Raw genomic sequence first — 23,059 nt, forward strand, 5'->3', positions numbered from 1 at the left:
ACATCCACCCGGTTTGCGGCGGACAGCCGACAGACAGGTATGGTTCGCGGGCTGACCGCGCTGGTTTTGGGCGCGGCCCTTGTTTTGGGGCAGGCGCTTGCTGTTGACGCGCGCGGCGCGCCCGAAAGCTTTGCCGATTTGTCGGAAAGCATCAGCCCGTCGGTCGTGAATATCACCACATCAACCACAGTGGCTGCCAGTGTTGAAGGCGGCCCGCAAGTGCCGCCCGGATCGCCCTTTGAAGATTTCTTCAAGGATTTTCTGGACCGCAACGGCAACGGCAACGGGGGGGGGGATAAACCTCGCCGGTCGGAGGCGCTGGGTTCGGGATTTGTGATTTCCGAGGATGGTTTTATCGTCACCAACAACCATGTGATAGATAAAGCCGATGAGATTGAGATCGAGTTTTTCAGTGGCAAGAAGCTGCCAGCGAAACTCATCGGGACCGACCCGAAAACCGATATTGCGCTGCTGAAGGTGGAAAGTGACACGCCTTTGCCATTTGTGCCGTTTGGCAACAGCGACCTGATGCGCGTGGGCGATTGGGTTATCGCGATGGGCAACCCGCTGGGGCAAGGATTTTCGGTGTCTGCGGGCATTATCTCGGCCCGTGGGCGGGCACTGTCGGGCACTTATGACGACTATCTGCAAACCGATGCGGCGATCAATCGTGGCAACTCGGGCGGGCCATTGTTCAACATGGACGGGCAGGTCGTGGGCGTGAACACGGCGATTTTGTCGCCAACGGGGGGGTCGATCGGGATTGGCTTTTCGATGGCGTCGAATGTGGTGACCAAGGTTATTGACCAGCTGAAGGAATTTGGCGAAACACGTCGTGGCTGGTTGGGTGTGCGGATTCAGGATGTGACGCCGGATGTGGCCGAGGCGATGGGGCTTGCCGATGCCAAAGGTGCGTTGATTACCGATGTGCCGGATGGTCCTGGTAAGGATGCAGGCCTGTTGTCGGGCGATGTGATTACACAGTTTGACGGATCACCCGTGGCAGATACGCGTGAATTGGTGCGCCGCGTGGCCGATGCCCCTGTGGGTGAGGCTGTGCGCGTGATCGTGCTGCGCGAGGGCAAGACAGAAACGTTGTTGGTCACATTGGGCCGCCGCGAAACCGCCGAGGGCGAGCCTATCCCCGCCGTCGGTGCGCCAGAGCCAGAGCCTGCGACTGCCGACATTTTGGGCCTGATCGTCAAGCCGTTGACCGCGGAGGATGCCCAGAACCTGGGTCTTGCAGCAGATGCCCAAGGCCTTGCCGTGATGGAGGTGGACGAGGTGTCGGAAGCCTATGCCAAGGGGCTGCGGGTTGGAGATGTGATCACCGAGGCCGGTCAGCAAAAGGTTGTGCGCGTCAAGGATTTGCAAGACCGTGTTGAAGAGGCCAAGGCGGCGGGGCGAAAATCCTTGCTGCTGTTGATCCGCCGTGGTGGTGACCCGCGTTTTGTGGCGCTTGGGATTGAACAGTAAGTCACTGAAATGATGTGAAAAGGGGCGGCAGGGCAACCTTGCCGCCCCTTTTTTATCCCAATTCTCGCAGCAGGCGTGACCGGAATGACCGCATCCATTCCACCCGCGCCAATGCCATTTCACGCCCCACGCTTGTGCGCATGGTTTGCGCAATCGGGAACAGCTTTACCTCTAGGTGGTCTAATGAGTAGCGTTTGTCATCCAAGGGGCGGTTCAACGCCATCGGGTCGGCGGCATCAAACAACAGCCCCCCCATCGCGCCGCCAACATGGAACATTCGCGCAATGCCGATGGCGCCCAAAGCCTCGAGTCGGTCGGCGTCTTGCAAAATCTCGGCTTCAAGCGTTTCGGGGGCAATGGCTGCGGAAAAGCTGTGGGCGGCAATCGCGTGGGCCACGGCCGGAATTTTCGCGGCAGGAAAATCGGTGCCAGCCAGATAGGCCGTGGCCCATTCGGCCGAGGCGGTCGAGGCGCGGGCGCGGTCGGGGTGGTTTTTGGGCAGGTTCACCGCATCGTGGAAATAGGCGGCAGGCAAGAGCACGGCCAGATCGGCGCCGCCTGTTTCGGTTGAGATCTCTTTTGCATTGGCCCAAACGCGGTCCAGATGCCCCAAATCATGCGCACCATCGGTCGCAGACCCCCAATGGGCGGCAATGGCGGCGCGAAAGATGTCTGGTGTCATCGCTTGAATTCCGTTGCTGAAATACCAAGCCGTTGGGCGGCGGCCAGCGACAGGCGTTCACTGTCCAGCCCCAAGGGTTCCTGGAATTGCCGTGTGGCAAGGCGGGTGGGGGCATCCAATTGGCCCGTTACCTCGCCACGATAATAGCCCCGCGCCTTTAGCGCCCGCTGCAAACTGGCCACAAAATCCAGTGTCAGGTCATCGGGGCAAGGGGTGCGGAACCACACATCGCGGCGGTCTTGGACAATGCGCTGAGAGGTTTCAGATTGAAATACCGCAGACGTGGTCATCGTGCCATCCGGCCCGCGCACCTCGGGGCGAACCAACACTTGTTCGGTCACGGTTTCGATGATTGCGGGGGTCACATCACCGGCCCAGCAAATGCCCTTGCCGGATGTCGGCGGTGTGTCGCCGCGCTTGGGTATCAGTTCTTTTTGCAAGGTGTCGGGTTGATTGGGGGCTGCAGGCACGCCCGTTTGGCATGCCCCAAGGGCAAGCGCCAAAAGCAAGATGAAAGGGGCGCGGTGCATCGTATGTGGCTCGGACTATAGGGGCGTTGCGGCGACCATAGCGGCATTCCCAACAAAGGAAAGCGGGGGCGAACAGGGTTTCGGCAAGGCGTTGCCCATTAGCCGCGCGGAGGCAGGGCCGCCTATCCGGTCAAAAAGCCGCAATATCACAAGATTTTGCCTCATCTGCGGTGTTTCGCAGGCTGGCAAACCGTACAAAAACCGCCTAAATCAATGCAAGGCCAACATGGCAACGCTTAAGGGAAATAAACGATATGGCAAAGATCACCTATGTGGAATTCAACGGCAAAGAGCATGTCGTTGACGTAAAGAACGGCCTGACCGTTATGGAAGGCGCGCGCGACAACGGCATTCCTGGGATCGAGGCCGATTGCGGCGGTGCCTGCGCCTGTTCCACCTGCCACGTCTATATTGATCCGGCATGGGTGGATAAGCTGCCCGCCAAGGATGGCATGGAAGAGGATATGCTGGACTTTGCCTATGAGGCCGATCCTGCACGGTCGCGCCTGACTTGCCAGATCAAGGTGACGGACGCGCTGGACGGTTTGCGCGTGCAGATGCCGGAAAAGCAGATTTGAAATCGGTATTTTGCGCAGCGTTGCTGTTTGCCGGTGTCGCACAGGCGCAGGTTTCCGGTGCGGCGCTGACACAGGCGACCGACCGCTATGACCACGCCATTTTGGGCGATGCCTTGGAATGGGGCGGTTTGCGGATTTCGGGGCCTGCGGGTGCCATTGAGGTAACGCTGCCGCAATCGCGGGTGTTCGAGGATATCGAGGCCCGCGTTGCCGACCTTGACGGGGATGGTGCCGCCGAGGTGTTGGTGGTGGAAACCGACATCGCGCGCGGGGCGTCATTGGCGGTTTATGATGCCCAAGGCTGGGTCACAGCGACGCCGTTCATCGGGCGCACGCATCGCTGGTTGGCCCCATTGGGAATTGGCGATATGGACGGCGACGGCCTGCCTGAAATCGCCTATGTCGACCGCCCGCATTTGGCGCGTGAGCTGGTGATCGTGCAGTATCGGGGCCGCAAACTGGTTGAAATTGTACGAATTTCGGGCCTGACCAACCACCGGATTGGCGATGCAACCATCGCCGGTGGCATCCGCAATTGCGGGCAAGGCGGCGAGGCGGTTTTGGCCAATGCCGATTGGTCGCAGCTCATGGCGGTGCGGCTTGACGCGGGCACCCTCGTGCCGCGCGCCCTTGGACCCTATTCGCCGCGCGCGATGGCGCAGGCACTGGCCTGCAAAGGTTAAAGCAGTGGTGGCCGCTGCGCCGGCCAATCGGTCGCGGCATGATAGGCCTGCCCCATCGCCAAAATCGCAGCATCTGCCCCTGACCGCCCGATCAATTGCACCCCCATGGGCAACCCGTTCGCACCAAACCCTGCGGGCAAGGCAAGGGCGGGCAACCCGATAAGGCCTGCGGGCACCACCACCTCCATCCAGCGGTGATAGGTGTCCATCGCTGTGCCGTTAATGCTTTGCGGCCAGCGCCAATCGGCGGGAAACGGCCAAACCTGCGCCGATGGCAGCACCAGCGCGTCAAAGCGGTCAAACAAACCCGCCGCCCGCGCAAACCACTGTGATCGGATCACCGAGGCGTCGTAAACCGCTTGCGCTGTCAGGCTCAGCCCTTGCTCAATCTCCCACAGCGTTTCCGGCTTGGTCTGCGCCCGCTGCGCAGGGGTGTCGTACAGTGCGCGTTTCGCGCCCGCGTTCAGCATCGCGCGCAATGTGGTCCAAGCCTGCCACAGCTTTTCGGCGGGAAAGGGCGGAGGCAGGGGCACGATATCGGCCCCCAAATCGGCAAACACCTGCAAGGCGGCCTCACTTTGCGCCAAAATCCCTGGCTCCACCTCAAAGGCGCCGCCCCAATCGCCCAGCCAGCCAATGCGTTTGCCGCGCATATCGGCGGCAACCGGCGCCGCAAACCGCTGGTTGCGCCCGAACGGCACAGCGGAGTTTTCGCCGGCTTGCACATCCAACAGCAGCGCCAAATCGGCAATATCGCGCGCCATAGGCCCCTCGGTCGCCAGGGTTGCCATGAAGGTGTCGCCCAGCGCATCACTGGGCACCAAACCCCAAGTCGGGCGAAACCCGTAGACATTGCAAAACGCCGCAGGGTTGCGCAGGGACCCCATCATATCGGACCCATCGGCCAAGGGCACCATCCGCGCCGCCAGCGCCGCCGCAGCCCCCCCCGATGACCCGCCCGCCGTGCGCCCCAAATCATACGGGTTGCGTGTCACCCCATGCACGGGGTTGAAACTATGCGACCCTTGGCCCCATTCGGGCGTGTTGGTCTTGCCAATAAAAATCGCACCCGCAGCCCGCATTCGCGCGGCCAACAGGTCATCCTTGGCTGGCACATAATCGGCAAAAATCGGCGATCCATAGGTGGTCCGCAAGCCCTTGGTCGCAACCAAGTCTTTGACGGCAAAGGGCATCCCATGCAGCGGTCCGCGAACAACGGCTGCGTCCGCCGCAGCCGCCTCGGCCATCAAAACATCGACATCCCGCAAACTGACAATGGCATTCACCGCCGGATTAACAGCCTCAATCTGCGCCAGATGCGCCGTCATCACCTCAACACACGACAAAGCGCGCCGCGCAATCATACCCGCTAACGCGACCGCCGAAAGCGAAGTCACCTCCACGCCTGCCTCCTTCATCTTTGTTCAAATACCTCCGGGGGCATTCCATTGCGCAGCAATGGGATGGTTGGGGGGCAGCGCCCCCCACGGATTGGCAAGGGCTCGATGCCCTTGCCAATCCGGGCTGCGTTACTTTTGCAGTTCCGTCCAGATCGCGGTCAAATATTCCTGCGACTTCTGGCTACAGGTCGGCAAAAACCGGCCAGCGGCGGCATGCTCGGCAGGGGCCACAACTTCGGGCGCGGTTTTCATGTCATCGGGCATGAACTCGGCCGATCCCGCAATGCCGTTGGCATAGCGCGCAAAGGCTGAAATCATTGCTGCACTTTCTGGCAACATGATGAAATCAATGAATTTATAGGCATTGTCCACGTTCTTGGCATCCGACAACAGCGCAATCGAATCCATGAACAACGGGTACCCTTCCTTGGGGTAGCCAAAGGCCACATCGGGGTTGGCAAGCCGCGCCCGCATGGTCGATCCGTTCCAGTTCACCGATGCCGCCCAATCGTTGTTCGACAGCTTTTCGGTCGCGCCATAATCCATCGACAACCAGTCCACCTTGGCCGCAACCACCAGATCGCGCACTTTCTTCAGCACCTCGGTATCTTCGGTGCAGGCCTCGCCGCCCACGTTAAAAATCGCCATGTTCAACACATCGGTCATTTCTGGCACGACGTTAATCTTGCCTTTCAGCTCTTCCGGCACGCGCAAAAACACATCGGAGGTGTTGATATCGCCCTTATAAACCGACGTGTTCACCGCCACGCCAACCGAGCCCCACTGCCACGGCACCGAAAACTTGCGGCCCATATCCCATGGCACATCCACCCATTCCGGCGCGATGTTGGCTTTGTGGGTCAGTTTGCTGTCATCAAGTTCCACGATCAGGCCTTTTTCGATCCAGATCGGGATATAGTTTGCCGACGGCACCACAAGGTCAAAGCCTGATCCGCCCGCTTCGACCTTGGCCAAAGCGCTGGTGTTGCTGTCATAGTCGGTCACGGTGACTTTGATGCCAGTCTCGGCCTCAAACTTTGTCAGCAGTTCGGGCGAGGTATAGTTGCCCCAGTTATACAGCTGCAATTCGCCCTCGGCTGCGGCAAAGCTGGTGCTGGCCAAAAGCACAGCGGTGGCGGATAGGAATTTTTTCATGAACATTCTCCCAGGTTGGTTTATGAATTGTCAGTCGTTCTTGCGCGTCAAAAGAAAGAACGCGGTCAGCAAGACCACCGTCAAGGCCAGCAACACGGTGGAAATCGCGTTGACCTCGGGTGTCACAGCCCGGCGCATCTGGCCCAGCATGTAGGTTGGCAGTGTATCTTGTCCGCCAGATTTTACAAATTCTGTGATCACGACGTCGTCCAGACTGATCACAAAGGCCAGCATCGCGCCTGCGATAATGCCCGGCAACATCAGGGGCAGGGTGACACGGCGAAAGGTTTGCCAATGGCTGGCATAGAGATCGGCCGCCGCGGTTTCCAACGTCAGGTCCATCCCTTCCAACCGCGCGCGGATGGGCAGATAGGCGAATGGAATGCAAAAGGCCGCGTGGGCAATAATCAGGTAAATCAACCCGTTATAGCCCGTGGCAACCTTGATCGAGGCAAAGAAAATCAGCAGCGCCACGGCCGTTACAATTTCGGGCACCATCAAGGGTTGGTTGATCATCACGTAGATAAATGTCTGGCCCTTGAACGCCTTTCGCCGCGTGGTGCCCAAGGCGGCCATCGTTGCCACCGTTGTCGCAATGGCCGACGCACTGGCCGCAATGATAAGCGAGCGGTAAGTCGCGCCCTTCACCGCCTCATTGGCCCAAGCCTTGCCGTACCAATCGAGCGAGAATCCCTCCCACACCGCGACCGATTGCCCACTGTTAAAGCTGTAGACGACCAGTGTGATGATCGGCATGTACAGCAGCACAAAGGCCGTGATGGCGATGAATTTGAACCCCGGCAGGCGGGCGACTTCAAAGCTGCGTTCAGCCATGTGGATTGTCCCCTTTGTTCGCGGCGCGGACATAGACAAGTAGTGCCACCATCACCACGACCAGCAAGGTCATCGACAGCGCGGCCCCCAAAGGCCAGTTTCGGCCTTGACCAAACTGCAATTCGATAAAGTTGCCGATCATCATATTCTTGCCCCCGCCCAGCACGCGCGGGGTGACATAGGCGCCAAGCGACGGCACAAACACCAGAATAGACCCTGCGATAATGCCCGGTTTCACAATCGGCAAAATCACGCGGCGCAGCACGCGCAGGCGGCTGGCGTAAAGGTCATACCCCGCCTCTAGCAGCCGCATATCAAAGCGGTCGATGGCGGCGAACAGCGGCAGCACCATTAGCGGCAAGTACACATAGGCCATCCCGATCAGCACTGCCGTATCGGTATAGATAATGCGGATCGGTTCTGAAATCACGCCCAGCCAGATAAGGGACGTGTTCAAAAGGCCTTCGTTGCGGATCACCTCGTTTATCGCGACGGTGCGAATTAACAGATTGGTCCAAAAGGGAATTGTGATCAGGAACAGCCAAAACGCCCGTTGCTTTGCAGGCCGTGTCGCGATGAACCACGCGGTGGGAAAGCCCACGGCAAAGGTGATGGCCGTGGTCATGAGCGACAGTTTGACCGACCGCCAAAAGATGGTCAGATGCGCATCGGCCAGCCCCCATGTGCCATCAAAAATGTCTTTGGTGTAAAGGATGCCGATCCAGCCGCTCAGGTCAAAGTCCCAGACCACATTGCCGTATTGGCCGGGTGTCAGGAACGAATAGGCCAGCACAATCAGCAAGGGGCCGGATGCAGCAAACACCAGAACCACCAGCGCAGGCAGCGACAATAGCCAAGCAGAGCGGGTGCGGGCGGCCTCGGCCTTGGTTTCGGCGCTGGACATGGGCCTATTCCCCCAACACTTGCAAGGCGTCCGTGGGCAGGGTGATGCCAACTTGCGCGCCTTTTGGGGCATCAATGCCACCCGCTGCGGGGCTTTGCTGGCGGGCCACAACAGCGGTGCCATCTGACAGGGTCAGGTGCAAATGCGTGTCGGTTCCGAAGTAAACGGTCGAGGCCACGGTCGCGGGCATACCGCCGCCATCCACACCCGCAATGCGGACCTGTTCGGGGCGAATGGCAAGCGTGACGGGGCCTTTGGGGGCCGTAACATCGACGGCTGCCCCATTGCCCAGCACCACGCGCGTGCCATCGCTGGTGCCGGTCAGGAAGTTCGTCTCGCCAATAAAGCTGGCGACAAAGCGGTTGGCGGGGCGGGTGTAAATGTCGCGGGGGCTGCCGACTTGTTGGATATGCCCCGCGCTCATCACGGCGATGCGGTCTGACATGGTCAGCGCCTCTTCTTGGTCGTGGGTGACAAAGACAAAGGTGATGCCGGTTTCTTGTTGCAGGCGTTTGAGTTCGATCTGCATTTCCTTGCGCAGCTTCAGGTCCAGCGCCGACAAGGGTTCATCCAGCAGCAACACTTTGGGCGTCGGGGCCAGCGCGCGGGCCAAGGCGACGCGCTGTTGCTGACCACCCGACAGCTGGCTGGTTTTGCGGTTTGCCATCGGTTCCAGCTGCACAAGGGCCAGCATGCGGGCGACGGTTGCCGCCACCTCGGCGCGCGGACGGTTTTGCATTTCCAGCCCGAAGGCGATGTTTTGCGCGACGCTTAGGTGGGGAAACAGGGCATAGCTTTGGAACACCGTGTTCACGGGGCGCTTGTTGGGCGGCAGGTGGGTGATATCCTCGCCGCCCAGCAAAATCTGCCCCGAGGTGGGCGTTTCAAACCCTGCAATCAGGCGCAAAAGTGTGGTCTTGCCACAGCCCGAAGGGCCCAGAAGCGTGAAAAACTCGCCTCGCCGGATTTGCACCGACACATCATCCAACGCCCTGACCGCCACTGCACCTTGCCCAAAGGATTTGACCGCATTGCGGGCCTCGATAGCGATTGGGGTTTCGGTCATGCTGGGCTCCGTTTGGTGATTGCCTTAGCCTAAACAGGGGATTTTGCGTTTTGCAAGTCCCTTGACCAACGGGTTCAAAACCCGGCCCAAATGGGGGGATGGTGGTGGCCCCAAGGCTGGCTGCGTTCCAGTTCGGCACATAGCGCGATTAAATCTTCATCAGCGCCGAAACGGGCGGCAAGGTGAATGCCGATGGGCAAACCCGCCTTTGACCAGCCCAGCGGTACGGATGCGGCGGGTTGGCCCGAGGCGTTGAACACCGCGCAAAACGGCGAATAGGCAAAGACGCGGCCCGGGCCGATGCGGTAATCGACGTAATCTTCGGGGGTATGGTTGAAACGGCCAATTTCGGCGGGTGGTTCGGCGAGTGTGGCGCTTAGGATGATATCGGGCGCGCCTGTGCCTTCAAACACGCTAGCCATTTCGCGGCCAAAGGCATGGATTTCATTCACCGCCTCTAGGTAGCGCAGCGGCGACAGGGTTTGCGCATGGGCCATTGCGCCGCGCCCGACGCCTTCGACCAGATCAGGGCTAAGGGTGCGGGATTTCAAGGACTTGGTGATCGACAGGGCGGTGCCGATGGCGACAATATCCGTCCAGGCGCGCATCATGGCGGCCACATTCGCGCGGGGCAGGCCGGGGGTGACGTCATGCCCAAGGCTTTGTAGCAGCTGCGCGGCTTTATGCACGGCATCGGCGCAATCGGGGTGGATCGCATCGCCGGTAAAGGTGGTGTCGCACAGCATCACCCGCATGCGTTTGGGTGGGCGGCTGATGGCATCGGCATGGCTGCACCGCAAGGGCGGGGCGGCATAGGGCGCGCCAAGGTCCGCGCCTTGGCAGGCGTCCAGCATCACGGCGGTATCGCGCACCGACCGCGTGAGGAATCCGTCAATCGCCATGCCGGCCCAGCCTTCGCCCGCATAAGGGCCATCGGGCAGGCGCGCGCGGGTGGGTTTGAACCCGAATAACCCGCAAGACGAGGCCGGAATGCGCACCGATCCGCCCCCATCCGATCCATGCGCAAAGGGCACGATGCCTGCCGCGACTGCCGCGCCCGCCCCACCCGATGACCCGCCGGGTGTGTGCGACAGGTTCCAAGGGTTGCGCGTAGGCCCGCTGTAAACCGCGCTTTCGGTTGCAGGGCCGATGCCGCCTTCGGGGGCCGTTGTGCGGCCAAAGGTAACAACACCCGTGGCCCGAATGCGGGAAAAGATGCTGGAATCCTTGCTGTATTTCGTATTGGCCAAAAGGTTTGACCCATTGTGCGACGGAAAATCCACCGCCTCGCACCCCAAATCTTTTAGCAAGAAGGGCACGCCGCGAAACGGCCCCTGCGGCAGGCCCGCCGCGATATGGGCGCGGGCGGCGCCTTCTTGCACCAACACAATAGCGTTCAAATCGGGGTTCAGCCGCGCGGTGGCCGCAAGGGCTGCGTCTAACAGCTCGGTCGGGCTGACATGGCCTGCGGCAACGGAATGGGCAAGGTCGGTTGCATCGGGAAGCAGAGGTGCGGGCATGGGGGCAATCCTTTCGAACTTTGCGCCCTAGCTTGCGGCAGGGCCTTGTGCCTTGTCCAGCACCGCTTTGATCTCGGCCTCGATCCGTGCAGGATTTATCGGTTTGGCCAAATAACCATCCACCCCGCTGGAAAGATAAAGATCGCGGTGGTCGGCCATCGCATTCGCGGTCATGGCGATCACAGGCACCTTGCCCGCAGGCGCTGGCAGCGCACGGATTTTTGCCAAGGTTTCAAGGCCGTTCATCTCGGGCATGTTCATATCCAGCAAAATCAGGTCCGGCGTCATGCCAGCCAGAACGGCAAGCGCTTGTGCGCCGCTTTCGGCCTCGATCATCGTGGCGCCAAGCATCCGCAGATAGGTCGATGCGACAAGCCGGTTGGTCGCGATATCATCGACAACCAGCACGCACAGCCCTGCCGATTTCTGGGATGTGCCCCCCGCTTCAGTGCCCCCCACAGGTCGCATTGGGGTTCCAGCATGTGCACGCGCTTGGTTGGGCGGGGCGGGTATCAGCGGCGGATTCGCCTCGGGGGCAGGCGGCGCGGCACCCAGCTGCAATGTCAGAATAAAACGCGCGCCGCTCTGGCCGGGCCGGTTGGGTGCGATGGCCAGATCACCGCCCATTTGCTGCGCCATCGTCCGGCAAATCGACAAGCCCAAACCGTTGCTGTCGGCCCCCGCCTTTGGCTTGCGGTTCTGCGAAAAGGGTTCGAACAAGGTTTTATGCATCGCGGTGGGAATGCCAGGCCCCGTATCTGCGATTTCAACACACAGCAATGGCGCCTCGGACGCCCGCAATACCATTTGCGCCGAGACATGAATGCCCCCTTGCGCCGTATTTTTCAGCGCATTGGATAGCAGGTTTGACATGCATTGTCGCAGGCGCTGCGGGTCAAACATCCAAACCTCGTCCAGTCGAGGGCCGACATCTTGGGTCAGCCACAGCCCCGCCGAGGCGATGGCAGGTTGAAACAGTGCCAAGGTGGCTGCAATTTCGCGCTGCGGCTTTGCGGGTTGCGGCCGGATCGGCAGGCGGCCCGCCTCAATGGCGGACATATCCAGAATGTCATCCAGAATAGTCGACAGCCCTTCGGCTGCCGAAATCAGAACCGACAGGCGGTTCTGGCTTAACGCGTCTTTGCTGCGGCGCTGTTCGGCATGGCCCATGCCCAAAATCGCGTTCAACGGCGTGCGCAGCTCATGGCTCATCTGGGTCAAAAACCGGCTTTTCGCCTTGTTGCTTTCCAAAGCGGCCTTGCGGTCCAATGCGGCACTACGGTGCAAGCGGTTATTGGACAGCATGGCGATCAGGGTATAGGCAAGGCCGCCGATGGCCGCCAAAGTGGAAAAGGCCAGACCGTGGTAATCGCTTTGCATCAGCCAATAGTTTGTGTTGCCAATCAGAATTGCGGTGGTAGCGGCCGCAAAACCGGAATAGCCAAATGGCATATGGATGGTGCGCGCCGAAATCAGTTGCATCAGAGTCGCCATTACAAGGCCCACGGCAAAGGCCTTGGCGTACTCATCATTCATTTGCCAGATCAGCGCTGGCGCAATCGCATAGGCCAGTTGCATTACAAAAGTACATGCCAAAACAAAGCGGTAGCGCCATCTGTGGCGCTTTGGGTCCAGCGCGCGCATGTACCGCATAGTGACCAGTTCGCAACCAATATCTACAAAAGTGCATAAGAGCGAGACCCAAAGCGGCAAGTAAATCGCCGTTAAAAGCAGTGCAAAAACCGTCAGCGGCAAGCGCCCCCAGCGTTCGCTCCACAAAAGGTCAAGCTGGCGCTTGATCTCTTCCTTTTGGCCGTGGCCGTTGGGGGGGGGCATAGGTGGTGATGTCTGCAACGGATAGGTCAACACCGGATTGGTCCTTTGCAGTGGCGTGGGGAATGCCCCGCGCCCCATAAAACAGGGTGTTAGTTGGCAAGTAAAGGCAGCTCTTGCTGCAATTGACCATCGTTCGAGTAAACCAAAATGCGGTTGTCGGTGGTGACAATCGCGGTCCAGCCCGTCCCGAAGGTAATTGCCTGCGGTGCCGTGCCTGCGGGCAAGGTGACGCTTGCCGGCAGATTGGGCAGGCCGGATTGGATGCTTTTGGTGGCTTGTGTGCCAAAGCTGTGCGGCATGCGGGTGACAAGCACGGCCACGACCGTTATGACGCCAATAATCATGGTGAGCGTCAGCACAATCACCAACCCTTTTAGAAACCTTAGGCTGGGCGGAAGCCCTTCCGGTGCCGGAGCCTGTTCCATGACTGATACTTCCTTGCCTGTCTTGTGTGTCACCATCGGGGAGGCCCCGCCTGACCGCCTTGATAAGGCGCTTGCCCGCGATGTGCCAGAAGAAGCGTCACTGTCGCGGTCGCGCCTGATGAAGATGATCGCCGAAGGGTTGGTCAGTTTCAAAGGTGTGCCCGTGACCGACCCCAAGGCGCGGGTGGCCGAAGGGCAGGTTTACACCTTGGGCATTGAACCCAGCGCCGAGGTGGACACGCTGGCCGAGGATATCGCGCTGGATATTTTGTGGGAAGATGCCGATTTGATCGTCGTCAACAAACCTGTAGGCATGGTTGTGCATCCCGCCCCGGGGTCGTGGACAGGGACGTTGGTGAACGCGTTGCTGCATCATTTTGGCGGCAATCTGTCGGGGGTAGGCGGCGAAAAGCGGCCCGGGATTGTGCATAGAATTGACAAGGAAACCAGCGGCTTGCTGGTTGTGGCGAAATCCGACCGGGCCCATCACGGGCTGGCCGCGCAGTTTGAAGCGCACACGGTGCACCGCCGCTATTTGGCCGTTGTGAACGGGGCGCCAGATGCCGCCGATCCGCGCCTGCGCGGCATCAATGGCTGTACGTTCGAGGCCGCCAACATCTTGCGCATCGCGACCAACCTTGCCCGCCATAAAACCGATCGCCAACGCCAAGCCGTGTTTTTTGAGGGTGTGGGCCGCCATGCCGTGACCCGTGCCCGCACGCTGGAAACTTACGGCACCCCGCCTGTGGCCGCCTTGATTGAATGCTGGCTGGAAACCGGACGCACCCACCAGATTCGCGTGCATATGGCCCATGCGGGGCATGGCCTAATTGGCGATCCCACCTATGGCGGGCGGCGCAAACTGTCGGAAAAGGCGATCGGCGCGGCGGCTGTGGCCGCGGTGGCCAGTTTTCCGCGGCAGGCCCTGCATGCCGCCACTTTGGGTTTCGCGCATCCCGTTACAGGCGAAATGCTGGAATTCTCATCGCCCTTGCCGCAGGATATGGCAGATTTGTTAACCGCTTTGGGCCATGTTGGCTAACATATCCGTGATCTGACCGACACAAAGCTGGAACCGCAACGGACCCTTGCACATTTAACGTAGTATAAGGGCAAAAGGGCCAATGAATGGTCCGCCTAAATGCCTATCCCCGGCACGGGTCAATGACCCAAAAGCGGGACGGAGGACGATGATGAGTACTTATGCAAATCTGCCAGCACCCAGCCCCGAACAGGGGCTGAACCGCTATATGCAGGAAATCCGCAAATTTCCGCTGCTGGAACCCGAAGAAGAATACATGCTGGCCAAACGCTGGGTTGACCACCAAGACAGCACGGCGGCGCATAAGATGGTCACGTCGCACCTGCGACTGGCCGCCAAAATCGCGATGGGCTATCGCGGTTACGGCTTGCCGCAGGCCGAGGTGATTTCTGAGGCGAACGTCGGCCTGATGCAGGCGGTCAAACGCTTTGACCCCGAAAAGGGCTTTCGCCTTGCGACCTATGCGATGTGGTGGATCCGCGCCAGCATTCAGGAATACATCTTGCGGTCCTGGTCCCTGGTTAAACTGGGCACGACAAGTGCGCAGAAAAAGCTGTTTTTCAACCTGCGCAAAGCCAAGGCAAAGCTGGGTGCGCTGGAAGAAGGCGATTTGCGCCCTGAAAACGTAGCCAAGATCGCCAATGATCTGAACGTGACCGAGGCCGAGGTGATTTCGATGAACCGCCGCCTGTCGGGGGGGGATGCCTCGCTGAATGTGACCGTCGGGTCGGATGGCGAAGGGTCGACTCAGTGGCAGGACTGGCTGGAAGACGAAGACAGCGACCAAGCCGGTGATTACGCCGAAAAGGACGAGCTGGACACACGGCGCGACATGATGATGCAGGCGATGGCGGTGTTGAATGACCGCGAAAAAGACGTCCTTATCCAGCGCCGCCTGAACGATGTGCCTGTGACGCTGGAGGAATTGTCCGAAACCTATAGCGTGTCGCGCGAACGTATCCGCCAGATCGAGGTGCGGGCGTTTGAAAAGCTGCAAGATAAAATGCGCGAATTGGCGCGCGAAAAGGGCATGGTTATTCCCGCGTAAAATATTGTCGCATCGGATAGCCCAAAACACACGCCCCCGCAGATATCTGCGGGGGCGTTGTCATCGCAACGGCAGCTCTGCGGGACGAAGCGTGAGAGCTTGCAAAAATTGCAGTAATGGCTGCTGCAATGTAGTCGTTCAACAATCGGTTGTCTTTGGAGGTTGTGCGGAACCCATCGGCGCGTTAATTCAAATACACATAAATTTTAGGAAATGACGGTGTCACTGTCCCATCACGTAAAAATTATAGCTATGACGATGAGTGTATTTTTCATGGCTGCTTGTAAAGATGAACAGCAACGCTCGGGGTTGGCTAATCCTGCGTCCGTTTATTGCCAAAGCCTAGGTGGAGTGCTCGAAATTCGTACCGAAGCCAACGGGCAAACAGGATATTGCACCTTGCCCGATGGTCGCATTGTCGAGGAATGGGAATTGTTCAAAGAAAAATCCTAAAACCCTTGTTTTTGGAACGTCTGACAATCTGCCATTTTCCGCTGCCATAAACCCAGTTCAAAACCAAAGGTGTTGTTGAAGGTTTCAGCCCCTCTTGCGTAGCTGGATGGCCTCGTATCGGGACGCATTCGCCATTACGGGGGCCGGGCGGCCATTGAAACGAACGGACACCACAATTGCGCAGGGCGGCCACTGTTCGCCAGCGCCGCCCCACACCATTTCAAAACCGATACGCCCCGTCCGGCGTTAAACGGTACACCTTGGCCGCCAGTTTGTTGGCCTGCATGAACCGCGCGATGGAACCGAATGTCGCCGTGGCAATCGTTGCCCCGTGGTCGGACGTGGTCAGCGCCGCCGATGCAGCAGGGGCCAGGGCGCGTTTCAGCCCGCCAATCGCAATGACTTGGGGCTTGAAATGCGCCGCCTCGTTCGCCTTGATCTGTGCAATATCGCGGGTGCCATAGAGGGCGGCCATCAGCACATCCAGCGTATGTTCGGTGCAGTTTTGAAACTGTGAAGTGAACGGGTTGGCCAGCACCGAATAGCGCGGGTTGTGCAAGGCGCGGTAGGTGGGGCTTGCGATGACCTTTAGCAGTTTCTTTTGCAGCCGCGCATCGGGAATAATCACCCCTGCATCCAGCCGGTAGGCGCCAGCAAAGAAATCGGCGGGGCTGTCTTGGACCAAATGGCTGCGCGTGCCATTCTTGCCGTCTTGATACAGGTTATAAACGCGGTATCCAGTGCCCGTGCGGCCATCGGCGGCTTTGATCTGCGACAAAACCCAGAAGCTGACATGGGTATAGCGCACACCGTTCGGCAGGCTGGACGGGTTGCGGCCCATGCGCGACACAATCGCCACATGCGCACCGCGAGCGGCGAGATCCTGCTGCACACGGTTGGAAAACGCCGCAACCTGATCTGCGGGCAGTTGCGGTTTGCCCGCTTCGGAACTTCCGGCATGGGCGGGCAGGGCAAGGCATAGGGCCAAAAAGGCAATGATAATATAGCGGTACATGGCTTTTATCCTTTGGATGGGGTTAATCAAGGCGCGGGGCAGGGTTCGGGGCCACGCGGGCCCGCGGCTTGGCCTGACCTGCACGGGCAAGGTCGCTGCCTGCGGCCACCGACCCTGCGCCAACCTCGGCCAGGGCTGCGCCGGAAATGTGGATCCCTGCGCCAAACACGATGATCGGCACGGCCAGCACCGTGGCGGCGCCTTGGGCAATCGCGGCCGACCCGTGGCTTGACGCTTGGCCGCTGTGATAAACGGACTGCCCCGAGTTCTGCGCGCTGCCCCCCGCAAGGGCAGGGGCGGCCATTAGGCCAAGACCGATGGTGGCTGCGATAAGATGTTTAAACATGATGCTCTCCATTTGTGAACGTTGTTCATTGAACATGGTTCATGAATTTCGTTAGGTCAATCGAATTTGTGAACGATGTTCAGTGACGTGGCGTCACGAGGTGGTATTCCCTTGTGGTCACAGCCGCGCTAGGCTGTGCGAAATAGGGGAGAGAACGATGACCAAACCAATCCGCTGGGGTATTCTGGGGGCCGCGAAATTTGCGCGCGAACACATGGCACCGGCCATTCATGCGGCCCAGGGTGCCGAGCTTGCCGCCCTTGCCACATCCGACCCCGCCCGCGCCGATGCGTTCCGCGCCTTTGCCCCCGCAATGGCGGTGCATGCCAGCTATGATGCGCTGTTGGCCGATCCGTCGATCGACGCGGTGTATATTCCGTTGCCGAACCATCTGCATGTGGAATGGACGCTAAAGGCGCTGGCGGCGGGCAAGCATGTGTTGTGCGAAAAGCCGATTTGCCTGAAAGCCGCTGAAATCGCGCAGATTATTGCCGCCCGCGATGCCACAGGTCTGCTCGCCGCTGAGGCCTATATGATCGTGCATCACCCCCAATGGCAGCGCGCGCGTGATCTTGTGCAATCGGGCGCCATTGGCAATTTGACCCATGTGGACGGGGTGTTCACCTATGACAACCGCACCGACCCCGGTAATATCCGCAACAAGGTTGAGACGGGGGGCGGCGGGATTTATGACATTGGTGTCTATACTTACGGGTCGGCGCGGTTTGTGACGGGGGCGGAACCTGTTGAAATGGCCGCCCGTATCCGGCAAGAAAACGGCGTCGATGTCTGGGCGCAGGCCACGGGGATTATGGCGGGGCCTACCGGCCGTTTCACCTATTCCGCCATCACATCCATGCGGCTGCACAACCGGCAGGAAATGACGTTTCACGGCGACAAAGGCGTGATCCGCCTGACAGCACCGTTCAACGCCAATGTCTTTGCCGAGGCGCAGCTGGAACTGCGCCAAGGCATGACCATGACAATGGAGCGCTGGCCCGGCGTGAACCAATATGTCCTGCAAGTGCAGAATTTCGGCGATTCTATCCGTAACGGCACGCCCTATCCTTGCCCGTTGGAATTTACCCACGGCACGGCGGCGATGATTGATATGGTCTTTGCCAATGCCGAAATGATCACGCTGTAACCCTTTATGGCGCGGATATTGTTTCATATGCCGCGCCACATGGCGGCAACGGATGGCAGCGAATTACCGCCGTTTTATCAGCATTTGCGGGATGGTTTCACGGCTTTGGGTGCGCGGGTGGCCGTGGTTCACCGCGATATGGACGCGCTGCAAACCGGCCCCACCGGACCCGATTTCAACTTTGTCCACAATGGCCGGATCGCGCGGGCGGGGCTGCTCAACATCGGTTTGGCCTATATGTACCCGTTTTGGTATGTCGACCCCAAAGGCGTGTTTGCCGATAGCAGCTTGACCGATTTGGCCTTTGACCCTGCGCAAACCCCGCAAAAACCCGCCGCGCGGATGTTTGCGCGATTGCAGGCGCGGCTGAAAGACACCCGCATCTCGCGCTATGCCCAACCCGAAGAGGTGGCGCAGTTCCCCACAGGCGCGATTGCGGTGTTTTTGCAAGACTGGTCCGACCCAGTTGAACGCGCCCGCCATATGACCGCGCGCGACATGCTGGAAACGGTAATTGCAAATGCGGGCGGGCGGTCCGTGATCGTGAAACCGCATCCGCGTGTTAGTGGCTTGGAAACATTCGAGATTCTGGACTGGTTGGCACGCGACCATCCGCAGATCATTGTCACGCAGGCGAATGTGCATGACATTCTGGCCGCGGCTGTCGTGTCGGTGTCCATCTCCTCGGCGGTGTCGGTTGAAGGTATGGTCCACCGCGTACCCGCGATTGTTTTTGGTCGCACCGATTTTCACCACTGCGCCGAAACTGTGCAAACGCCCGCTGCGTTTCCGGCGGCATTGGACCGCGCCCTGACGCGGGATTGGCCGTTCGAGGCTTTTTTGTTCTGGTTTTTCCGAGAAAACTGTATCTCGTCTGGCGGTGATAAAATGATGCCGAACATTCTGGTGCGGATGCAAGGCCAAGGCGCGGATTTCAATGCACTAGGAATTAAGGCGACACATTAACGTCGGCAGCTAATTTCTTACCTCAGCTTGCTTTTTCTTGCTTAGGCCTGCGATCACCATGTCATAAGACGCCTGCAAATGATCGCGCAAACTGTCATCCGACAGGCCCCCGGGTGGCCCGTAATGCTGCAACCACTTCAGGCCCCGAGACGCCATATAAGGGGCCGGGCGAATGCCGGCCTCGGCTTGCAAAATCTCAAACGCCATCGGGCTTGCCTTAAACGTCACCCCTTCATCGCGGACCATGGCGAACACCTTGTCGCCCACCTTCCACACATCGGCCCCGCCCCATTGTACCACATGGGTAACCGCGCGAAGAGAGGCGCAAAAGGCGTTCATCTCTTCGCGCGTCATCCCCTTAGTCCTCCATCGCTTCCAGCTCGTCGATAAAGCCGGAAATCATCGACAGCCCCTTGTCCCAGAACGCGGGGTCGCTGGCATCCAACCCGAATGGGGCAAGCAGTTCCTTATGATGCTTGGACCCGCCGGCTTTCAGCATGTCAAAATATTTCTCCTCAAACCCCGGCAAACCATCGGCATAAGCAGCGTAAAGCGCGTTAACGAGGCCATCACCAAAGGCATAGGCATAGACGTAAAACGGCGAATGCACGAAATGCGGGATATAGGCCCAGAAGGTTTCATACCCGTCCATATATTCGAACACGGGACCAAGGCTTTGCGCCTGAACGCTCATCCACAGCGCGTTGATGTCATCTGGCGTCAGCTCGCCTTCGCGGCGCGCGGCATGCAGCTTGCATTCAAAGTCGTAAAACGCGATCTGGCGGACGACCGTGTTGATCATATCCTCAACCTTGCCTGCCAGCAGGGTCTTACGCTCGGCCTTGGTCTTGGCCCCGTCCAGCAGCTTGCGGAAGGTCAGCATTTCGCCAAATACCGATGCCGTTTCAGCCAAGGTCAGCGGGGTCGAGGACAAAAGCTCCCCTTGATCGGCCGCCAAAACCTGATGCACGCCGTGGCCCAGTTCATGCGCCAAGGTCATGACATCACGGGGTTTTCCCATATAGTTCAGCATGACATAAGGGTGCACTGTGGTCACAGTCGGGTGCGCGAATGCCCCCGGTGCCTTGCCCGGTTTCACGCCTGCATCAATCCAGCCTTTGGTGAAAAACGGCTCGGCCAGTTCGGCCATCTTGGGGCTGAACGCTCCATAAGCCTCGGTCACGGTTTTGCGCGCCTCGTCCCAATCCACCAGACGCGGCGCCTCTTGCGGCAGGGGCGCATTGCGGTCCCAGACCTGCAACGTCTCCAGCCCCATCCACTTGGCCTTGAGCGCATAATAGCGGTGCGAGAGTTTCGGATAGGCCGCCACAACCGCATTGCGCAAGGCTTCAACCACCTCGGGTTCCACATGGTTGGCCAAATGGCGGCCCGATTGCGGGGTCGGCATCTTGCGCCAACGGTCTTCGACCTCTTTTTCCTTGGCCAGCGTGTTATGAACCCGCGCGAACAGCTTGATATGCTTGTCAAATACCACGGCCAGCGCACGCGCCGCCGCTTCGCGCGTATCACGGTTCTGGTCGGTCAACAGGTTCAGCGTCGCCTCAAGGTTCAGCGCCTCGTCCTGCCCCGCCACGTCAAACATCAACCCCGCCATCGTTTCATCAAACAGGCGGTTCCACGCAGCGGACCCAACGGTGGATTGGTCGTGCAAGAACTTTTCCAGCTCATCCGACAGTTGGTGCGGGCGCATGGCGCGCATGCGGTCGAACACGGGCTTATAGCGGGCAAGATCGGCGTTGGCGGCCAAAAGGCCCGACAAATGCGCCTCGTCCAAGCGGTTGAATTCAAGGCTGTAAAACACCAAAGGCGTGGTGAAAGTGGTGATTTTGTCCTGCGCGTCGGCCATAAACTTGGCGCGGTCGCTGTCCATCGTGTTTTGGTAATAGCGCAAGCCCGCATAAGACATCAGCCGCCCCGCGGTCACGTCAATCGCCTCATAGGCATGCACGCAGGCCAGCATTGCGCTTGCATCAAGGCCCGCCAGCTTGCCCTCATATTTGGTGGCAAAATCGGCGCAGGCCGTGTCCAGCCACGTCATATCGCGGGCAAATTCGGGCGCATCGGGGGCGGGGTAGAGGTCGGTCAAATCCCAATCGGGCAGCTTTCCAAACGCCCCCGTCCCGGCAGAATTGGCATCAAACACAGGGGTGCGATTAGAAAGTGTCATGGCAAAAACCTCATAATTCATGTTCCCTTGTATCTAGGGTCACCCCCCCACCCAACGCAACCCCACGCACCACGGGCCCCGCTTTCTTTTCGGTCCAAATATCCCGGGGGGCGTTCCATTGCTTGCAATGGAACCGGGGGGCTGGCCCCCCGCTTGCCCTTCACAACAGCGCGCGCAATTCGTCCAGCGTGCCAATCTCGGCCACGGGTTTATCGCGCCGCCAGCGCAGCATGCGGGGAAACCGCAAGGCGATGCCCGATTTATGGCGCGGGCTTTGCGCAATCCCTTCAAACGCGATTTCAAACACCAATTCGGCCGGCACCGACCGCACGGGGCCAAAACGCTCAATCGTGTTTTTCTTGACCCAATCAGTGATTTGGCGAAACTCGGCATCGGTCAGGCCGGAATAGGCCTTGGTAAACGGCACCAAATCGGGGCCGTCCCAGACCGCAAAGGTGAAATCGGTGAACAGGGTCGCGCGCCGCCCGTGGCCCGATTGCGCATAAATCATCACGGCATCAACGGTATAGGGGTCGAGCTTCCACTTATACCAATCGCCGCGTTTGCGCCCCGTATGATAGGGCGCGGAGAGGCGCTTGAGCATCAGCCCTTCGGCCATTTTGTCCCGTGCGCTGGCCCGCAGACCCGCCAAGCCCACCCAATCGGGTGCGACGACAACGGGCGAGGCGGCGATGGGCAGGCCTGCGGGCAAGGCCGCGATCATGGTGTCCAGCGCCTGTCTGCGCGTGGCCAAGGGGGCCTCGCGCAGGTCGCGGCCCGACAGTTCCAGCAGGTCATAGGCCAGAAAACGAGCAGGGGCATCGGCCAGCAGCTTTTTCGGCACGGTCTTGCGGGTGATCCGCTTTTGCAGCAGGGCAAAGGGTGCTGGCGCGCTGTCGCCCCACACCACCACTTCACCGTCCAAAACGCAGCCTTGCGGCAAGGCGCGGGCCAGCACGTCAAATTCGGGAAAGCGGTCGGTGATCAATTCCTCACCGCGTGACCAGAGCGCAAAAGCGCCGGGGCGATTGATAAGCTGGCCGCGAATCCCGTCCCATTTCCATTCAGCCAGCCAATCGGTCACAGGGCCAAGTTCGGCCACATCCTCGACGCCCGAGGCCAGCGCAAAAGGGTAGGGCCGGGTGCTGGTGGTTTGATCGGCATCCGAAATCAAATCGTCAAAATCGGTTGTCGCGGGGTCCCAATTACCCATCAAACGGTGCGCAAGCTGGCTTTGGTCCACCCCCGTGGCCTGCGCCAGCGCGCGGGTCATCAGGCCGCCGCTCACCCCCATGCGAAACCCGCCGGTGATCAGCTTGTTGAAGAGGAATCGTTCTTCGGTGGCAAGGCTGTTCCACGCGGCCAAAACGCCTGCGCGCCGCGCCTCAATCGATTGCCCCGTGAGGGCGATCAGGGTGTCGATCCAGCCGGTCAGCGAGAGGTTGCTGCGGGTTTGCGTCGGTGGCAGGATAAGGGCAATGGTTTCGGCCAGATCGCCGACGATCGGATAGCTTTCGTCAACCAGCCAATCGGGCAGCCCTGCCGCCTCGGCCGCCCAAGCGCGCAGCTCGGTGGAATTGGCTGCGCGTTTGGGGCGGCGGCCTGATAGTAAGGCGATGGTCCAGACACGGTCGGGTTTGGGCGCATCGCGGAAATACTGCGCCAGCGCCTCGGTTTTGGCGCCGGTTTTTGTCGTGGCGTCGAGCGCGTTGAAAAGCTGGGCGAAGCGGTTCATGGCGTTTCATGCCGATGCGGCGGCGGGGGG

General features: G+C 59.8%; 23 protein-coding genes. 8 read left to right on the plus strand and 15 right to left on the minus strand.

The annotated features are described in order from the left end of the window. Window positions 1-39 precede the first annotated feature (39 nt). Window positions 40-1,476: a Do family serine endopeptidase gene (locus tag G560_RS0104025; RefSeq protein WP_022703026.1), complete on the plus strand. Its 1,437-nt coding sequence runs from the start codon at window positions 40-42 to the stop codon at window positions 1,474-1,476. Between the two features lie 52 nt (window positions 1,477-1,528). On the opposite strand, the gene G560_RS0104030 is transcribed toward G560_RS0104025, so the two are convergent. Both G560_RS0104030 and G560_RS0104035 read right to left on the minus strand, forming a co-directional pair. Beyond that, window positions 1,529-2,158, minus strand: coding sequence for an HD domain-containing protein (locus tag G560_RS0104030; RefSeq protein ID WP_022703027.1), 630 nt, complete (start codon window positions 2,156-2,158; stop codon window positions 1,529-1,531). Then, entirely contained in the window at window positions 2,155-2,688 is a 534-nt protein-coding gene (locus G560_RS0104035) for a peptidoglycan-binding domain-containing protein (RefSeq protein WP_022703028.1), read from the minus strand. Before G560_RS0104035 ends, G560_RS0104030 begins: the two co-directional genes overlap by 4 nt. Window positions 2,689-2,942: 254 nt before the next feature. Between G560_RS0104035 and G560_RS0104040 the strand changes: the two genes are divergently transcribed. Together G560_RS0104040 and G560_RS0104045 are read left to right on the plus strand one after the other, a co-directional pair. Beyond that, window positions 2,943-3,266, plus strand: coding sequence for a 2Fe-2S iron-sulfur cluster-binding protein (locus tag G560_RS0104040; RefSeq protein WP_022703029.1), 324 nt, complete (start codon window positions 2,943-2,945; stop codon window positions 3,264-3,266). Continuing rightward, window positions 3,263-3,949: an FG-GAP repeat domain-containing protein gene (locus G560_RS0104045; RefSeq protein WP_022703030.1), complete on the plus strand. Its 687-nt coding sequence runs from the start codon at window positions 3,263-3,265 to the stop codon at window positions 3,947-3,949. Before G560_RS0104040 ends, G560_RS0104045 begins: the two co-directional genes overlap by 4 nt. Here G560_RS0104045 and G560_RS0104050 read toward each other — a convergent pair. The 8 genes from G560_RS0104050 to G560_RS0104085 form a co-directional block, all read right to left on the minus strand. Continuing rightward, the gene (locus G560_RS0104050) at window positions 3,946-5,367 is read right to left on the minus strand and encodes an amidase (protein ID WP_022703031.1); all 1,422 of its coding nucleotides are present in this window, start codon (window positions 5,365-5,367) and stop codon (window positions 3,946-3,948) included. The two genes, G560_RS0104045 and G560_RS0104050, sit on opposite strands and share 4 nt — an antisense overlap. 111 nt (window positions 5,368-5,478) lie before the next feature. Next, window positions 5,479-6,504 carry an extracellular solute-binding protein gene (locus G560_RS0104055; RefSeq protein WP_028913708.1) on the minus strand — a complete coding sequence of 342 codons (1,026 nt, stop codon included), beginning with the start codon at window positions 6,502-6,504 and terminating at the stop codon, window positions 5,479-5,481. A gap of 30 nt (window positions 6,505-6,534) precedes the next feature. Further along, on the minus strand, window positions 6,535-7,338 hold the full coding sequence (locus G560_RS0104060; protein WP_022703033.1) for an ABC transporter permease: 804 nt from the start codon (window positions 7,336-7,338) through the stop codon (window positions 6,535-6,537). Then, window positions 7,331-8,242 carry an ABC transporter permease gene (locus G560_RS0104065; RefSeq protein ID WP_022703034.1) on the minus strand — a complete coding sequence of 304 codons (912 nt, stop codon included), beginning with the start codon at window positions 8,240-8,242 and terminating at the stop codon, window positions 7,331-7,333. The genes G560_RS0104060 and G560_RS0104065 overlap by 8 nt, the downstream gene beginning before the upstream one ends. 4 nt (window positions 8,243-8,246) lie before the next feature. After that, on the minus strand, window positions 8,247-9,308 hold the full coding sequence (locus G560_RS0104070) for an ABC transporter ATP-binding protein (RefSeq protein ID WP_022703035.1): 1,062 nt from the start codon (window positions 9,306-9,308) through the stop codon (window positions 8,247-8,249). Window positions 9,309-9,382: 74 nt separating this feature from the next. Beyond that, on the minus strand, window positions 9,383-10,828 hold the full coding sequence (locus G560_RS0104075) for an amidase (protein WP_022703036.1): 1,446 nt from the start codon (window positions 10,826-10,828) through the stop codon (window positions 9,383-9,385). A 27-nt stretch (window positions 10,829-10,855) separates the two neighbouring features. Further along, on the minus strand, window positions 10,856-12,664 hold the full coding sequence (locus G560_RS0104080; RefSeq protein WP_028913709.1) for a response regulator: 1,809 nt from the start codon (window positions 12,662-12,664) through the stop codon (window positions 10,856-10,858). An 89-nt stretch (window positions 12,665-12,753) separates the two neighbouring features. Further along, a complete protein-coding gene (locus tag G560_RS0104085) occupies window positions 12,754-13,089 on the minus strand; it encodes a DUF6476 family protein (RefSeq protein ID WP_022703038.1) in 336 nt (111 codons plus the stop codon). Between G560_RS0104085 and G560_RS0104090 the strand changes: the two genes are divergently transcribed. The 3 genes from G560_RS0104090 to G560_RS21580 all read left to right on the plus strand — a co-directional run bounded on the left by G560_RS0104090 (window position 13,088) and on the right by G560_RS21580 (window position 15,632). Then, entirely contained in the window at window positions 13,088-14,131 is a 1,044-nt protein-coding gene (locus tag G560_RS0104090; protein WP_022703039.1) for an RluA family pseudouridine synthase, read from the plus strand. The two genes, G560_RS0104085 and G560_RS0104090, sit on opposite strands and share 2 nt — an antisense overlap. Window positions 14,132-14,282: 151 nt before the next feature. After that, complete coding sequence (rpoH, locus tag G560_RS0104095) at window positions 14,283-15,179, plus strand: RNA polymerase sigma factor RpoH (protein WP_022703040.1); 897 nt, start codon at window positions 14,283-14,285, stop codon at window positions 15,177-15,179. 273 nt (window positions 15,180-15,452) lie between these two features. Then, complete coding sequence (locus G560_RS21580; protein ID WP_280513715.1) at window positions 15,453-15,632, plus strand: putative hemolysin; 180 nt, start codon at window positions 15,453-15,455, stop codon at window positions 15,630-15,632. Between the two features lie 220 nt (window positions 15,633-15,852). Here the strand turns inward: G560_RS21580 and G560_RS0104105 are convergent, their stop codons facing one another. Beyond that, window positions 15,853-16,647 carry a DUF2145 domain-containing protein gene (locus tag G560_RS0104105; RefSeq protein ID WP_022703042.1) on the minus strand — a complete coding sequence of 265 codons (795 nt, stop codon included), beginning with the start codon at window positions 16,645-16,647 and terminating at the stop codon, window positions 15,853-15,855. Between the two features lie 22 nt (window positions 16,648-16,669). Then, window positions 16,670-16,993, minus strand: coding sequence for a hypothetical protein (locus tag G560_RS0104110; RefSeq protein ID WP_155947139.1), 324 nt, complete (start codon window positions 16,991-16,993; stop codon window positions 16,670-16,672). Between the two features lie 157 nt (window positions 16,994-17,150). On the opposite strand from G560_RS0104110, the gene G560_RS0104115 reads away from it, so the two are divergent. Continuing rightward, window positions 17,151-18,140, plus strand: a complete 990-nt coding sequence (locus tag G560_RS0104115) for a Gfo/Idh/MocA family protein (RefSeq protein WP_022703044.1) — start codon at window positions 17,151-17,153, stop codon at window positions 18,138-18,140. 6 nt (window positions 18,141-18,146) lie between these two features. After that, window positions 18,147-19,106: a capsular polysaccharide export protein, LipB/KpsS family gene (locus G560_RS0104120; RefSeq protein WP_022703045.1), complete on the plus strand. Its 960-nt coding sequence runs from the start codon at window positions 18,147-18,149 to the stop codon at window positions 19,104-19,106. Window positions 19,107-19,115: 9 nt separating this feature from the next. On the opposite strand, the gene G560_RS0104125 is transcribed toward G560_RS0104120, so the two are convergent. The 3 genes from G560_RS0104125 to G560_RS0104135 all read right to left on the minus strand — a co-directional run bounded on the left by G560_RS0104125 (window position 19,116) and on the right by G560_RS0104135 (window position 23,029). Further along, window positions 19,116-19,460 carry an MmcQ/YjbR family DNA-binding protein gene (locus G560_RS0104125; RefSeq protein WP_022703046.1) on the minus strand — a complete coding sequence of 115 codons (345 nt, stop codon included), beginning with the start codon at window positions 19,458-19,460 and terminating at the stop codon, window positions 19,116-19,118. A 4-nt stretch (window positions 19,461-19,464) separates the two neighbouring features. Next, on the minus strand, window positions 19,465-21,294 hold the full coding sequence (locus G560_RS0104130; protein ID WP_028913711.1) for a M3 family oligoendopeptidase: 1,830 nt from the start codon (window positions 21,292-21,294) through the stop codon (window positions 19,465-19,467). Between the two features lie 160 nt (window positions 21,295-21,454). Further along, window positions 21,455-23,029: an ATP-dependent DNA ligase gene (locus G560_RS0104135; RefSeq protein WP_022703048.1), complete on the minus strand. Its 1,575-nt coding sequence runs from the start codon at window positions 23,027-23,029 to the stop codon at window positions 21,455-21,457. Window positions 23,030-23,059 lie beyond the last annotated feature (30 nt).

The sequence above is a fragment of the Pseudorhodobacter ferrugineus DSM 5888 genome, assembly GCF_000420745.1.
In the GTDB taxonomy this organism is placed as follows: domain Bacteria; phylum Pseudomonadota; class Alphaproteobacteria; order Rhodobacterales; family Rhodobacteraceae; genus Pseudorhodobacter; species Pseudorhodobacter ferrugineus.

Excerpts from the sequence above, each read along its gene's own strand:
- G560_RS0104025 (WP_022703026.1), top strand. The coding sequence starts at position 40 with ATGGTTCGCGGGCTGACCGCGCTGGTTTTGGGCGCGGCCCTTGTTTTG.
- G560_RS0104030 (WP_022703027.1), bottom strand. The coding sequence starts at position 2,158 with ATGACACCAGACATCTTTCGCGCCGCCATTGCCGCCCATTGGGGGTCT.
- G560_RS0104035 (WP_022703028.1), bottom strand. The coding sequence starts at position 2,688 with ATGCACCGCGCCCCTTTCATCTTGCTTTTGGCGCTTGCCCTTGGGGCA.
- G560_RS0104040 (WP_022703029.1), top strand. The coding sequence starts at position 2,943 with ATGGCAAAGATCACCTATGTGGAATTCAACGGCAAAGAGCATGTCGTT.
- G560_RS0104050 (WP_022703031.1), bottom strand. The coding sequence starts at position 5,367 with ATGAAGGAGGCAGGCGTGGAGGTGACTTCGCTTTCGGCGGTCGCGTTA.
- G560_RS0104055 (WP_028913708.1), bottom strand. The coding sequence starts at position 6,504 with ATGAAAAAATTCCTATCCGCCACCGCTGTGCTTTTGGCCAGCACCAGC.
- G560_RS0104060 (WP_022703033.1), bottom strand. The coding sequence starts at position 7,338 with ATGGCTGAACGCAGCTTTGAAGTCGCCCGCCTGCCGGGGTTCAAATTC.
- G560_RS0104065 (WP_022703034.1), bottom strand. The coding sequence starts at position 8,242 with ATGTCCAGCGCCGAAACCAAGGCCGAGGCCGCCCGCACCCGCTCTGCT.
- G560_RS0104070 (WP_022703035.1), bottom strand. The coding sequence starts at position 9,308 with ATGACCGAAACCCCAATCGCTATCGAGGCCCGCAATGCGGTCAAATCC.
- G560_RS0104075 (WP_022703036.1), bottom strand. The coding sequence starts at position 10,828 with ATGCCCGCACCTCTGCTTCCCGATGCAACCGACCTTGCCCATTCCGTT.
- G560_RS0104080 (WP_028913709.1), bottom strand. The coding sequence starts at position 12,664 with ATGCCCCCCCCCAACGGCCACGGCCAAAAGGAAGAGATCAAGCGCCAG.
- G560_RS0104090 (WP_022703039.1), top strand. The coding sequence starts at position 13,088 with ATGACTGATACTTCCTTGCCTGTCTTGTGTGTCACCATCGGGGAGGCC.
- G560_RS0104085 (WP_022703038.1), bottom strand. The coding sequence starts at position 13,089 with ATGGAACAGGCTCCGGCACCGGAAGGGCTTCCGCCCAGCCTAAGGTTT.
- rpoH (WP_022703040.1), top strand. The coding sequence starts at position 14,283 with ATGAGTACTTATGCAAATCTGCCAGCACCCAGCCCCGAACAGGGGCTG.
- G560_RS21580 (WP_280513715.1), top strand. The coding sequence starts at position 15,453 with ATGGCTGCTTGTAAAGATGAACAGCAACGCTCGGGGTTGGCTAATCCT.
- G560_RS0104105 (WP_022703042.1), bottom strand. The coding sequence starts at position 16,647 with ATGTACCGCTATATTATCATTGCCTTTTTGGCCCTATGCCTTGCCCTG.
- G560_RS0104110 (WP_155947139.1), bottom strand. The coding sequence starts at position 16,993 with ATGTTTAAACATCTTATCGCAGCCACCATCGGTCTTGGCCTAATGGCC.
- G560_RS0104115 (WP_022703044.1), top strand. The coding sequence starts at position 17,151 with ATGACCAAACCAATCCGCTGGGGTATTCTGGGGGCCGCGAAATTTGCG.
- G560_RS0104120 (WP_022703045.1), top strand. The coding sequence starts at position 18,147 with ATGGCGCGGATATTGTTTCATATGCCGCGCCACATGGCGGCAACGGAT.
- G560_RS0104125 (WP_022703046.1), bottom strand. The coding sequence starts at position 19,460 with ATGACGCGCGAAGAGATGAACGCCTTTTGCGCCTCTCTTCGCGCGGTT.
- G560_RS0104130 (WP_028913711.1), bottom strand. The coding sequence starts at position 21,294 with ATGACACTTTCTAATCGCACCCCTGTGTTTGATGCCAATTCTGCCGGG.
- G560_RS0104135 (WP_022703048.1), bottom strand. The coding sequence starts at position 23,029 with ATGAACCGCTTCGCCCAGCTTTTCAACGCGCTCGACGCCACGACAAAA.